8 protein-coding genes are annotated in these 14,421 nt (G+C 43.0%); 4 read left to right on the forward strand and 4 right to left on the reverse strand.

Annotation, left to right across the window (positions count from 1 at the left end; translation table 11 throughout):
• Positions 1–161: 161 nt before the first annotated feature.
• The 4 genes from RM368_RS18930 to RM368_RS18945 all read right to left on the reverse strand — a co-directional run bounded on the left by RM368_RS18930 (position 162) and on the right by RM368_RS18945 (position 5,390).
• Positions 162–2,396 carry a glycoside hydrolase gene (locus RM368_RS18930; protein ID WP_322695482.1) on the reverse strand — a complete coding sequence of 745 codons (2,235 nt, stop codon included), beginning with the start codon at positions 2,394–2,396 and terminating at the stop codon, positions 162–164.
• Between the two features lie 77 nt (positions 2,397–2,473).
• Positions 2,474–2,704 carry a NifU family protein gene (locus tag RM368_RS18935; RefSeq protein WP_012408256.1) on the reverse strand — a complete coding sequence of 77 codons (231 nt, stop codon included), beginning with the start codon at positions 2,702–2,704 and terminating at the stop codon, positions 2,474–2,476.
• A 506-nt stretch (positions 2,705–3,210) separates the two neighbouring features.
• A complete protein-coding gene (locus RM368_RS18940) occupies positions 3,211–4,974 on the reverse strand; it encodes a sensor histidine kinase (RefSeq protein WP_322695483.1) in 1,764 nt (587 codons plus the stop codon).
• Positions 4,975–5,153: 179 nt separating this feature from the next.
• Positions 5,154–5,390, reverse strand: a complete 237-nt coding sequence (locus RM368_RS18945) for a hypothetical protein (RefSeq protein WP_322695484.1) — start codon at positions 5,388–5,390, stop codon at positions 5,154–5,156.
• 582 nt (positions 5,391–5,972) lie between these two features.
• Between RM368_RS18945 and lepA the strand changes: the two genes are divergently transcribed.
• The 4 genes from lepA to RM368_RS18965 all read left to right on the forward strand — a co-directional run bounded on the left by lepA (position 5,973) and on the right by RM368_RS18965 (position 14,304).
• Positions 5,973–7,784 carry a translation elongation factor 4 gene (lepA, locus tag RM368_RS18950; protein WP_322695485.1) on the forward strand — a complete coding sequence of 604 codons (1,812 nt, stop codon included), beginning with the start codon at positions 5,973–5,975 and terminating at the stop codon, positions 7,782–7,784.
• Between the two features lie 274 nt (positions 7,785–8,058).
• Entirely contained in the window at positions 8,059–10,734 is a 2,676-nt protein-coding gene (locus RM368_RS18955; RefSeq protein WP_322695486.1) for a PAS domain S-box protein, read from the forward strand.
• A gap of 214 nt (positions 10,735–10,948) precedes the next feature.
• Positions 10,949–12,136 (forward strand): glycosyltransferase family 4 protein, encoded by a 1,188-nt coding sequence (locus tag RM368_RS18960; protein WP_322695487.1) that lies wholly within the window; start codon positions 10,949–10,951, stop codon positions 12,134–12,136.
• 314 nt (positions 12,137–12,450) lie between these two features.
• The gene (locus RM368_RS18965) at positions 12,451–14,304 is read left to right on the forward strand and encodes an alpha-amylase family glycosyl hydrolase (RefSeq protein WP_322695488.1); all 1,854 of its coding nucleotides are present in this window, start codon (positions 12,451–12,453) and stop codon (positions 14,302–14,304) included.
• Positions 14,305–14,421: the final 117 nt, after the last annotated feature.

Here is a 14,421-nt window from a genome sequence, read left to right on the forward strand (position 1 = left end):
GAATATAGCCAAATATATTTAAGACTAAAAAAAAAGACTAAAAAAATTAAATATGATTTTCAAAAATCTTTGCAACATCAATGAATCATCTGTAGAGGCATACGAATGTACGCCCCTAATAAGTATTTCGTGAAATGGTATAACACCAAGAATATTAAATGTTAAGGCACTTCAATGGGAATCAAAGCATTTTCTGGCAAATAGTTGGAAAAACGCCCTTCATCTGCAAGCACCAAAATCAGACGCAGAGGATAATCTGGCGGAACTTGCAAGTCTGCCCACGGTACTGCCAACTCTAAACAACTATTTATTGCTACTTGAGCGCGACTGAAACGGGGATGCCATTGATGATTGTCTCCCGCTTCCCGAAACTGAATCGATTGCGTCAGCAAGTTAACTTCTAAAAGATGGTGGAAAAGGTAATTCAGTGGGGCTGCATCTGGTACATCTTCCAAGGGAACTGGGCTATTGACCATTGTTTTTTCTGGATAGAACCACAACAAATTCAATTCTGTTGGCAAATCCCGTCCTGGTGCAGCGCCACCTTTAAAGTCCAACCGCAAATAAAAATTTAAGTGATCCACCCCATACCAAAGTCGCTGGATGACACTGCTGTTATGCATCGTCCCCCGTGCCCCGCCGATTTCTATGCGTCCAGCTTTGTCCCAATCTTGCTCATCACCCTTACCATCGATGACGGGGTGAATAAACCCTTGTGGGGTATGCTTTGCCTGTGCTGCATGAATTTCCACTGGTTGCTTGAGATAGGGCGGTACAGGTTCATTTAATGCCTTGTAAATGCCAAACAGATGTTCTCGAAACAACCGATCAAAGATGGCATCTTGATTTGAGGAGTGTCCTGCACCAAACCACCAGAACCAGTCGGAACCCTCTGCGGCATACAATGCTTCCCACGCTTCAGGGTTGTTTTCTTCCGTCGCTTCGGAATGACTTGCAAGCATAATTCTCGCTTCTGTCAAATAATCCCAAGCACGATTTTTGGCGGGATCGCCGATCCAAGTGGTGAAACTGCCATCTACCCAAGAACCGCTATGTAGTTGCCCTCCGGGGATGGTGGCTGTGGCTGGAAATTCTTCCAGAAATTCGGAGACAGTAACGAGTTTGAGGTGGGGTTCATCGCTCAAACTTTGATATAAAGCTTCTAAGAAAGGTTTGCCATCTTGGGGATAAAATTCCCAGCAATTTTCGCCGTCCAAAGCGATGGTAACTAGCCAAGGTTGTTCGCTATGACTATCTCTTTGCTTTTTAGCGATCGCTTGCAAATGTCCTACTAAATCGGCGGCTGCCTGTTTTGCTGGCATTGCACCATAAGTAAAACCAATCAAGTCTGATAATCTATGGTCGCGAAATACAATTGATAAGTCACCCTCGGCGGTTTGCAGGCGATAGGGTCGATACAACAATTCTGGTTGCTCCACATTCCCCGCTCCATCCCGATGAAAAAGGTGTTTCAGCGTCCACCCTAAGACGGCTTCATCTGAGCATATCCACTTAAATCCTTGGTTAATAATGTGTGGAAGAATTGCCGGACTTACTGATTGTTCCGAAGGCCACAAACCACGAGGGATCTGTCCAAAGCGGTCTTGATAAAAGTCCCAAGCTTTCCGCAAGTGGCGGGGAATATCTTCTGCCCACTGAAATCGCTGTTTAGGTAGTGTCATATTAGGCACAGCTACCCGACCGGAGTTAGTATCAGCTAGTAAGGGTAAAATCGGATGGGTGTAAGGCGTGGTAGTAACTTCTAGCTGCCCCGCCTCCTGCATTTTCCGATGTTGGGGGATAATTCGGCTAAGAATTTCTCGCTGTTTGGAATAAATGCGCTGGCGATCGCTTAAAGTAAAATTTCGTCCCTGTTTTAACCAAGCAGCAATTTCTGGGTCATCCCAAAACAGCGGATCGATCCAAGCCAAATTATGCCAAGCTAGCAAATCTCCATAATCTGGCAATTCCCAATTTGCTAAACACCAAGCTTGCCCCTTATCCTGCCTTTGCTGGTACAACTCGGCATAGCGGGGATGAGGATCGATCAGGGTATGGTGGTTAGCATCAAAAAAGTGTTGAATAATAAATTCGCGCTGTTGCTGGGTGAGTTGCTCATCCGGTGTCAAACTGGCTGTGAGATAAGGGTCAAAAGCAGTGCCAGCAATATAATCTTCGAGTTGCAATATCAGCGATGGAACTAAATTTACCGTTTGGTGTAACTTAGGATACCGCTCTAAAAGCAATACTAAATCCAGATAATCTTTAGTTCCATGCAAACGTACCCAAGGAAGACGGTACTGCTGACTCGAAGATAGCGAAACGCCGCTGCCAGGGGATTTGTACAGCGGCTGATGTTGATGCCAGATAAAAGCGATGTAGAGAGGATGGGACATAGAAATAGTTAGGAGTTAAGAATAAGGAGTTAGGAGTTGATTCAAACTCATAACTCCTAACTCCTAACTCCTAACTTTTACACCACTTGCTCAATTTCTGCAATTTCGGGAATCATTTCCTTGAGGCGGCGCTCAATACCCATTCTCAGGGTCATTGCAGAACTGGGGCAAGAACCACACGCACCTTGCAGGCGCAGTTTTACAACAGGCCCATCGAGTTCTACTAGTTCCACATTGCCCCCATCAGACATGAGATAAGGGCGCATTTCATCTAAGACTGTTTCAACGTTGTCAATTGTGAGTTCCATAGTTTAGACCTGCTAAGTTAGGGATGGGCATGGGGAATTGGGGAGGCAGTGCGGTCTTGGGGTTTCCCCAAGTGGAGCAACTGCCGTCATGGGGCATGGGGCATTGAATAATAACAATCCCTGTCACCAATGCACCCTTACTCATTAACCATTATCCAAAGTTTTATTTTCCAGCTTTGTTAAATCGATCCTAAATCTAATTGCCGCTAGATTGTCAGGCGTCAGTTTTTTATCACTTTTGATTAAACCACTGCTGGTTTTAGCAACTTGATATTAGATTAGCTGAACAATTTCTCATGCAAGCCCTCCTACTCTACTTTAGCGGTTAAAGTCTTGAAGAGAACGCCAGGAGGTGAAGACAAGGAAAGTTTTTTTCCAATACCCTATACCCAGTATGCTTATTAAATAATAATTGCTAAAAAAATTTAAAGTTTAAAACTCAAAACCCAGTACTGGTAATTTTCCAAATGACTAATGACTAATGACCAATGACTAATGACTAATGACTAACATTCAGCACTACTTGTTGAGTCGCTATCATTAGACGAAACCATGACTGGTTGTTGATATAGTGGCACAGTAAATGTGACTGTTGAGCCAAGTCCTTCGCCCAAACTATAAAAATGTACCTCGCCGCCCATTGCCTCCACTAGCTTTTGGGATATTGCCAGTCCCAAACCTGTGCCACCGTACTGGCGAGTGCGGGAGCCATCCACCTGAGAGAATAATTGAAACAGTTTATCTTGTTTATCTAAAGAAACACCAATACCAGTGTCTGCTACACGTACTTTCACCATGCCAGGAAATTGCTGATCTTGAAAGTTCGCCTTTTTGAATACTAAATCGGCGCTGACGGTAACGCCACCCTCATGGGTAAATTTGATGGCATTACCTACCAGATTGAGCATCACTTGTAGTAATCGTTGGTAGTTGCTTTGGACAATGATTTCATCAGAGGTAGCAGGCATTTGCATCTGAAAGCTGAGGTTTCTCATTTCTGCTTGGGGACGCATGAAACCTTCTACATGACTGAATAGCTCATCTAGCTTGACTGGAGCGTAAGCTAGCTCCATTTTCCCAGCTTCGATTTTGGCAATGTCCAAAATATCGTTGATGATATTCAGCAGATGTATCGATAAGTGATGAGCTTCTGCTAAAAATTGATTTTGTTCTTCTGGGTCGTCTGCCATCCCTTCTAAAATCAGCTTCAAAAAGCCAATCATACCGTTGAGGGGGGTACGAATTTCATGGGATACATTAGCCAGAAACTCACTTTTGAGGCGGGAAGCTTCTTCAGCTTTTTGACGTGCTATTTCTAATTCTTCATATAAAGTAGCATGAGCGATCGCAGTTCCCAATTGATCTGCTGCTTCTTTTGCCAGTTCTAATTCCGATTCTGTTAATGTGTAGCATTCATCCTGCCAATTCAAGGCAACCAATCCATTAGCTTGGTCTTGATAGCAAGTCGCAACTACTAAAGTTTTCTGCCGCCCAGACTCTTTGTATCCAGGCACTTCCATCGTAACTGGTTCTAGGGTTGCCAAGGCTTGAGCAAAGGCAGGCTCAGAAGCTATATCTATGTCTAAGCCAAGCATTGATTTGAGTTCTGACTGGCGATACTCAGCTTTCACCTGCACTTTTGAGCTTGAGGGCTGATAAGGACAAATAATACAGCGTTCTAGCCGCAGTGCTTTCCCTAAACTGTCAACTGTTTGCTGCCAAATAATATCTAAATCCAATGTCCGGCGAATATTTCTGGTAATCCGATTTACCAGTTTTTGGTGCTGTTGCGAACGTAAAGCCAACTCTATTTGTGTGGGCGTTTTTGATACCACACGCACTTGTTTTTTGTTGAGTGTCGCTTGTACTAAGCGTCCCATCACTAAAACGGTAGTGGCAGTGGTTCCCAAACTCGGCATAATCGGACTAATCACTAAGTCCAACTCAAATAATTCTTTCTGGTAGCTAAACCAACATTGAAACCTTTCTGGCACCAAACTTGTCAAAATTCGGTGCAATCGTTCCAAATAACTAACCTTATCGACTGGGACAAAGGTTTGAGTCTGGTTCAGCTCGTCAACTATTTTTTCAGTATTTAACCCCAGGAGTTCGCTGTACTGCCAACAAAAGGTCAGATAGCGCCCTGCCCCATCTTGTGTATAAACTAACTCGGCTCCTAGAGTTGGTAATGAGCCATCAGTCTTACTGGTAATAGATTCCAGATTTTGGGAAAATACATTTGACAATTGGGAATTGGCAGTAATAGTCATTAATTGAGTTGGATAGACAAAGGGTATCCGACCGTAATTTTACTAAAGCCGCTGAAATTTAAACATAAATTTTTACAGCTTTTTTGGGTTTGATGGGGTATTTTTTGGTGTTCTGAAAACCAGATTGGCAAACTTTACTTTTTTTAACTTGCATTAACAGTTAAATAATGGCAATGGCGTTAATCGTTCCATTCACCGCGAGGAGGAACAGGGGTACGCACAGGTGTACGCGTTAGTTCGTCATCTCTAAGGAATTCACCCCGTAACCACTGGCGAATCGCCACCTCAATTACTTTACTTGGGTCATTGGTGAGATGCTGAATTTGCTCTAGTAACTCGGAGTCTAGGCGGACAGCAATTTCTACCTTCTCGGCTGGTGTATTTTCCGCTTTGGTAGTTTTCTCTCTCATATTCATAGGTTTATATACTCTGAATTCTTTGAATTGGTTTTGTCTAAAGCTGTGTAAAGTAGTTATATTCATTTATTTGGGCTAATTCGCTGAAAAATTTTCAAGGGCACAATTCAATAGTTCCCTGAAATAGCACCAAAGTAACAGTTTTAAGTTTTAAATCTCATTTTTCATATAACTGACTAGACAATGGCTCTAGAAATTTTGCCGATCGATCGGCGATTACGGGCAATTAGCAGTCGCAATTGCCCACGATCCCTAGATGTACTTATTTACATTTATTGTACGCTCCTAGCTGTTGAATACTAGCAGCGACAAATAGACTTTCATAATATTCTTAAATGTCCACCTATTTAGATCGAAAGTTTAAGATGGGGTGAAGAGGGCATTGGGCAGGGGAGGCAGGGGAGGCAGGGGAGGCAGGGGGAGCAGGGGAAGAAAGAATAACTAATGACAAATGACTAATGACCAATGACCAATGACCAACTCAGCACTAAAAAGCTAGCAGCGTCTTGGCTAAGAAAGCATTAAAATACATTAAGTAAATTGCCCTTTTAACTTTGGTTGCTGCTAAGGCAAAGATAGTATATGACTGACGTTCCCGCAGTTCGCATTCGCAATTTTTGTATTATTGCTCACATCGACCACGGGAAATCAACCCTCGCCGATCGCTTGCTACAAGCTACTGGCACTGTTGAAGACCGACAGATGAAGGAACAGTTTCTCGACAACATGGATCTGGAACGGGAGCGCGGCATTACGATTAAGCTGCAAGCTGCCCGGATGAACTACACAGCCAAAGATGGTCAGCAATATGTGCTGAACTTGATTGATACTCCGGGGCATGTGGATTTCTCTTATGAAGTCTCCCGCTCTCTTGTTGCTTGCGAAGGAGCGCTATTGGTAGTAGATGCGTCCCAAGGTGTGGAAGCGCAAACTTTGGCTAATGTATATTTAGCGTTAGAGAATAACCTGGAAATTATCCCGGTTTTGAATAAAATTGATTTGCCAGGGGCTGAACCAGAACGGGTAATTGGTGAAATTGAAGAAATTATCGGTCTAGATTGCAGTGAGGCGATTCTGGCCTCTGCTAAAGAAGGAATTGGGATTGATGAGATTTTAGAAGCAGTTGTCGAGCGGATACCGCCACCGCCCAATACGATAAATGAACGCTTACGAGCATTAATTTTTGATAGCTATTACGACAGTTACCGGGGAGTAATTGTGTATTTCCGGGTGATGGATGGCACTGTGAAAAAAGGCGATCGCATCCATTTAATGGCATCGGGTAAAGAATTTGAAATTGATGAGTTAGGCGTTCTTTCTCCAACTCAAAAGCAAGTTGATGAACTGCACGCTGGGGAAGTAGGCTATTTGGGAGCGGCAATTAAAGCTGTAGCTGATGCACGGGTAGGAGACACAATTACCCTCAGTAAGGCCAAAGCAGATGCACCCTTACCGGGTTACGCAGAAGCGAACCCGATGGTTTTTTGTGGAATGTTCCCCATTGATGCCGATCAATTTGAAGATTTGCGGGAAGCCTTGGAAAAGCTGGAACTCAATGATGCAGCGCTGCATTACGAACCAGAAACTTCGAGCGCAATGGGGTTTGGTTTCCGTTGCGGGTTCTTGGGTTTGCTGCACATGGAAATTGTCCAAGAACGTCTAGAGCGAGAGTATAACCTGGATTTAATCATTACAGCCCCCTCGGTGGTTTATAAGGTGATTACTGTCAAAGGTGAGGAACTGTACATCGATAATCCTAGCCGTTTACCTTCTCCCAACGATCGCGAAAGAATTGAAGAACCTTACGTGCAAGTAGAGATGATTACCCCGGAAACTTATGTTGGCACCTTGATGGAGTTGTCACAAAATCGTCGGGGCATCTTCAAAGATATGAAATATCTCGCCCAAGGACGAACTACACTTACTTATGAGCTACCCTTGGCGGAAGTTGTAACTGACTTTTTTGACCAGATGAAATCGCGATCGCGCGGTTACGCCAGTATGGAATATCACATCATTGGCTACCGTGAAAATCCTCTGGTGAAGCTGGATATCATGATTAACGGCGATCCCGTCGATTCCTTGGCGATGATTGTGCATCGAGATAAAGCTTACAACGTCGGGCGGGCAATGGCAGAAAAACTCAAGGAACTAATTCCCCGCCATCAATTCAAAGTGCCAATTCAGGCATCTATTGGCAGTAAAGTTATTGCCAGCGAACATATCCCCGCTTTGCGCAAAGATGTCTTAGCCAAATGCTACGGTGGTGACATCAGTCGCAAGAAAAAACTTTTGCAGAAGCAAGCAAAAGGTAAAAAGCGGATGAAATCTGTAGGTACTGTAGATGTACCCCAGGAAGCCTTTATGGCAGTACTGCGCTTGGATCAAAGCTAATTTAAGAGTGTTTTATTCAAAAACAAACGGTTCGGTTAAAGGGGAAAGGGTAAAGGGGAAAGGTTTTGAATACATCTTTTACCCGCAAACCCATTCCCCAGACCACAAGGAAAGTGAAAAATTCCAGCATCTTTTCAGAAATAGTGGTAACTTGCTGTTGGTATATTTTCTAAGGTAGTGGTAAATATATAGTGATAGCAAAGACTGTAAACCCTTGCTATATAAGGACTGACAAGAGAAAAATCACTACTTTTATACCACTACCCAAAATATCATGAGTCGCAAGCAGGCCCAAGAAAAGCTCTCTGAGGCAGAGCGAAAATATCGCACTCTAGTAGAACAAATTTCGGGCGTTGTATATATCTCACCGATTAATACCACTGCAAATGAAGCTTATATTAGTCCGCAATTACAACAATTATTGGGCATTGCTCCCGAAGATTGGAATCCTGGTTTATTCAATAGTTGGTTAGATTACACTCATCCAAACGATCGCGATCGCCTTTGGCAAGCTGTAAATACTACAATCGCTACGGGAGAGCCTTTGAGGATTGAGTATCGGATGATTAGGCGCGATGGCAGAACAATTTGGGTACGAAACCAAGCCAATCTCGTTTTTTGTGCCGATGGACAGACTCAGCTACTTCAGGGTTTGGTATTGGATATTAGCGATGTCTATGACGAGCTTTGTTTACGCAAACAAGCACAAGAGAGCGAAGAACTTTATCGTACCATCCTCGAAGACCAAACAGAATTGATTGCTAGAGGCTCACCCGATGGTACTGTTACCTTTGTTAATGAAGCTTACTGTCGATTTTTTGGACTGGAGCGAGACAAAATTATCGGTCAGCACTACGAACCTGTTGTGTTTGAGGAAGATCGGGAACGTGTGTTTAGTCTGGTAAATTCCATTAGCTTAGAAAATCCCGTTATCACAATTGAAAATCGCGTTGTAGCTTGCCAAGGAGTGCGGTGGACGCAGTGGATTGTTCGAGGGATATTTGATGACCAAGGTGCGATTGTAGAACTTCAATCTGTTGGACGAGATATTACCGATCGCAAACGGGTAGAACAAGCTCTAAGTGAAAATGAACAAAAATTTCGGGCGATTTTCAATCAAACCATTCAGTTTATCGGATTGCTTCAGCCGAATGGAATTGTATTAGAAGCCAACCAAACAGCACTAGACTTTGCTGGGATTAATCGAGAAGAAGTAGTTGGCAAGCCTTTTTGGGAAGCAAAGTGGTGGACAATTTCTCTAAATACTCAAGAGCAATTAAAAACTGCGATCGCAGCTGCTGCTAATGGTGAATCTATTCGCTATGAAGTTGAGATTTTAGGTCGAGATCGTCAAGCGATCGCAATTGATTTCTCACTGCGTCCTATACTCGATCGAACCGGGCATATTACCCTACTGCTCTCAGAAGGACGAGATATTACTGAATATAAAGTCGCGCTTCAGGAACGCCACAAAGCTGAAGAGGCATTGCGCTCCAGTCAAGACTTTCTGCAAAAGGTTGCTAATACCATACCGCATATTTTGTATTTGTTTGACCTCTTACAAGGAACAAGTATCTATCTTAATCAGAAAAGTGTGGCTATTTTAGGCTACTCTCCAGAGGAATTTTGTAACGCAGATCCGCAGTGGCTAATGAATTGCTTTCATCCAGACGATCAATACCTCTGCCATAACTTACCAACTCGCTTTGTCAACCTTAAAGACAATGAAGTACTTTCCACTGAATACCGATTCCGACACAAAAATGGAGAGTGGCGTTGGCTAAATACGCGAGAAGTCGTATTTGCCAGAGATGCCAACGGCACTCCAACGCAGATTCTTGGCTCGGTAGAAGACATCAGCACTCGTAAAGAAGCTGAAGTGATGTTGCGACAGCAAGCAGAGGGAGAACGGTTAATTACTGAAGTAACTCAACAGATTCGGCAATCACTGAATTTGGAGGAGGTCCTGAATACAACAGTAAATAGTATTCGCCAGTGTTTAGGTTCAGATTCCGTAGCTATCTATCAGTTACAATCTGACGGAAGTGGGAATTTTGCGGCAAAATCAGTGGGTGATAACTATCCTCAGAGATTAGAACTGAGAATGCACCCATTTTCGCTCAAACAAGATTTTAGCGACTATTACCAAGGATTACCTAAAGTCTTTCATAATATTCAGAAATCTGATTTTTCAGCCGAGGTTTTTGAGTTATTACAACTCTATCAAGTTAAAGCAGCGATAATAGTGCCGATTTTGAATGAAGAGCATCTGTGGGGTTTACTCATTGTCCACCAGTGTACCGCCCCTCGTTATTGGCAAGCGTTTGAAGTGAATTTGTTGCAGCAATTGGCTAGTCAAGTAGCGATCGCTATTCATCAATCAGTACTTTACCAGCAAGTGCAAGCTGCCAATGAAGAATTACAAAGATTAGCTACCCTAGATGGCTTGACTCAAATAGCCAATCGCCGCCGATTTGATGAGTATCTGGAAGCTGAGTGGCAGCGACTCAAACGCGAGCAACTTTCACTGTCTTTAATTTTGTTAGATGTCGATTTTTTTAAACTCTACAATGACACTTATGGTCATTTAGGAGGGGATGATTGTTTGCGACAATTAGCAAGTGCCCTCAAAAATATTGTTAAGCGTCCAGCCGATTTAGTCGCTCGTTACGGTGGAGAAGAATTTGCTATCATTCTGCCTAATACAGAAATTCAAGGAGCAATCTATGTAGCCCAAACTATTCGAGAAGCAGTGCGCGACTTAGCCATTCCCCATGCTCAATCTCGCGTGTGCGATTGTGTTACCGTTAGTCTAGGTGTTGTTAGCATTGTGCCAAATTCCGAAATTTCGCCGCCAGACTTGATTAATGCAGCAGACAAAGCACTTTATCTAGCCAAACAGCAAGGACGCGATCGAGTTCATGCCGTTTGCGTCGTTACTCCTTCTTGACAAGTGAGTTGCGAAGGGGAGGCTCAATTGTTCTGATTACGAATTATTACTATACCTTGCTTTCTCTCCTTAGCCTACAGTTGATAACCTTTAACAAAATCACTGTTAAAAAATCTAAAAATTTTAGTAAAAGTACTCACTGCATTCGCCAGACTTGTATTTTTAGGTAAATGTAGTTTGTTAGATATTTATAAAGTGTTGGGGAGTCTAGTAGATGAAGATACTGGTACTGAGTTGGGAGTTTCCACCAAGGATTATTGGGGGAATTGCGCGACATGTGGCGGAGTTGTACCCGGAACTGGTAAAGCTAGGACATGAAATTCACCTGATTACAGCTGAGTTTGGTCACGCATCGATGTATGAGGTTGTTGAAGGAGTAAAGATACATCGAGTACCAGTGGCATATAGTAACGACTTTTTCCACTGGGTAGTGAATCTCAACTTGAGTATGGGAGATCACGGTGGTAAATTGATTTTAGAAGAAGGGCCCTTTGATTTAATTCATGCCCATGATTGGTTAGTCGGAGATGCGGCGATCGCTCTCAAGCATAATTTTAAAATACCACTAATTGCCACAATTCATGCTACTGAATACGGAAGATACAACGGTATTTACACAGATATTCAAGGTTATATAAATGGCAAAGAAATCTTGCTAGCTTACAACGCTTGGCGGATTATTGTTTGTAGCGACTATATGCGCCAAGAAGTAGAACGAGCGCTCTACAGTCCTTGGGACAAAATTGATGTCATTTATAACGGTATCCGAGCCGAAAAGAAACAGCATCATACAGATTTTCATGCTCTGGATTTTCGCCGCCAATTTGCCGCAGACGAAGAGAAAATAGTTTACTACCTCGGTCGTATGACCTACGAAAAAGGTATACCTATATTACTTAATGCCGCACCCAAAATCCTTTCAGAAATGGGAGGTAATGTGAAATTTGTAATCGTTGGTGGCGGCAATACTGACCATCTCAAGCGCCAAGCCTGGAATTTAGGAATTTGGCATCATTGCTATTTTACCGGTTTTCTCTCCGATGAATACTTGGATAAATTTCAAACTGTCGCAGACTGCGCGGTTTTTCCGAGTCTTTACGAACCCTTTGGGATTGTTGCTTTAGAAAGCTTTGCTTCTCGTGTACCCGTAGTAGTTTCTGATACTGGTGGTTTTCCAGAAGTGGTGCAACATACCAAAACAGGCATTGTCACTTGGGTGAACAATCCCGATTCTTTAGCTTGGGGAATTTTGGAAGTGTTGAAAAATCCAGGTTATCGTCAATGGCTGGTGGATAACGCTTATGAAGATTTAGAGCGTCGCTTTAGCTGGCCAAAACTAGCCAAGCAAACTGAGCAAGTATATCAGCAAGTTGTGCAAGAGCGATCGCAAATTGCCTGGTAATCAATCAAGTATACTGTTTTATATATGACATCAAGGACAGCTCGATGAAGCTGTCCTTGGGGAGTGTATAAATGTAAACTTTGTTTAAACTTGCATAAAATATTAATCAACTTTTGATAAATCCACAACAGGCACTGCTGTAATCTTTTCAGCAGTGCAAATTTAATCTGGTTTTGGCGTTGCTTAATACAGTATGTATCAATCCAGATGATAGAGACGGGATAGTTCACACCTCTACAAAGGTTTTGAAATCAAACTGAATCAGCAACGCCAAGCTTTCCTATTCAGTCATCTCTTGGAGATAAATTTAATTTATGGCGATCTCAACCGAACTAAGTGTCAACTCAGGTACGTCTGCGATCAAAGCCTCTAGCCATACTGGAATGGGGGCTATTCCCTATGAAGTAGGAACAGCCTTTCGGGTTTGGGCGCCATTTGCTTCAGCAGTTTATGTGGCTGGAGATTTTAATAACTGGTCTACAACCGCAAATATCCTCGCCTCTGAAAATAATGGATACTGGTCTGTGGATGTTCCTGAAGCTAAAGAAGGTGAAAAGTACCGCTATGTGATTCAAGGTGCTTTCATACCTGCCGATTCTCTGTGGTGGCGTACCGATCCCTACTGCAAACATGTCCTCGACAATGACGGCGCGGATGGTGTAATTGTCGAGGACATGTTTGACTGGGGAAGCGATACCTTCAATATGCCACCCTGGAATGAATTGGTAATTTATGAGTTGCATGTTGCTTCTTTTAATAGAACCGAGAAAAAGCCCGGAGATTTGGATTCAATTATCGAGAAACTAGGCATCTTAAAAAACTTGGGCATCAATGCCATTGAACTGATGCCGATTTTTGGTTTCCCAGGGGAATACTCTCTAGGCTATAACCCTGCTTTCCCCTTTGATATAGAAAGTAATTATGGCGATCCTAGTCAATTTAAAAACTTTGTCAAAGAAGCCCATAAAGTTGGCATAGCCGTCATTCTCGATGTAGTTTATAACCATTTTGGTAGTGGAGAACTAGATTATTCTCTACGGCAGTTTGATGGTTGGAATCAAAATAACGATGGGATCTATTTCTACAACGATGAGCGCGTCAAAACCAAGTTTGGCCCTCGCCCAGACTATGGACGGGGTGAAGTGCGGCAATATATCCGTGACAACGCTCTGATGTGGCTGGAAGAATATCACATAGACGGTTTACGGTTTGATTCCACAGTTAACATTCGTAATATTTACGGCAACAACAACCAGCCTGCAAATGATATTCCTGAAGGCTGGAGTTTGATGCAATGGATCAACAATGAAATAGATAGGAAGATGCCGTGGAAGATTACCATTGCTGAAGACTTGCAAAATAACGAATGGATTAACCGTACTACAGGAGCAGGGGGAGCCGGATTTGATTCCCAGTGGGGTAGTTCGTTTTATTATCCGATTTTGGAAGCGGTGGTAGCTCCCACTGATAGTGCCCGTAATATGTACAGCGTTCGGGACGCAATCTTACAAAGGTTTGAAACCGATGCTTGGAAGCGAATCATCTATAGCGAAAATCATGATGAAGTAGCCGAAATTAACCGCAAAGTCCGCCTCCCAGAAGCAATTTGGCGTGGGAATGCAGATAGTTGGTTTGCCCGCAAACGATCTACCTTAGCAGCGGCTCTCGTCTTTACATCTCCTGGAATCCCGATGATTTTTCAAGGTCAGGAATTTCTGGAATGGGGAAGTTGGAAAGATTCTGGCACTTTAGATTGGAGCAAGAAAGATAAATTTAGTGGTATTTGGGATCTATATCAGTCGTTAATTCGTTTACGCCGCAACTGGTATAACAACACTAGAGGTTTGCGTGGACAGCATGTGAATGTACATCATGTCAACAATAACGACAAAGTTATTGCCTTCCATCGTTGGGATAACGGCGGGCCAGGAGATGATGTAGTTGTTGTTGTGAATATGGGCGATCGCTCCTACGATAGCTATGGTCTAGGCTTTCCTCGTGGCGGAACTTGGAAGGTAAGATTTAATAGCGACTGGAACGGCTACAGCCCAGATTTTGGCAACCATCTTGGTTATGACACCTCTGCCGATCGCAATGACTCTGATGGAATGTCTTTTTGTGCCAATGTTGGTATTGGCCCTTACAGCGTCTTGATTCTCTCTCAATAAAAAGACTTACACAAAACTACATACACTCTGAGGCAATTCTTAAACAATTCGTATTTCATAATTTACGCCTAATGTGAATTAAGCTTTGAAACCCTTGTAATTTCATAGGTAATCCCA

This window comes from Nostoc sp. DedSLP03, assembly GCF_034530815.1.
GTDB lineage: Bacteria > Cyanobacteriota > Cyanobacteriia > Cyanobacteriales > Nostocaceae > Nostoc.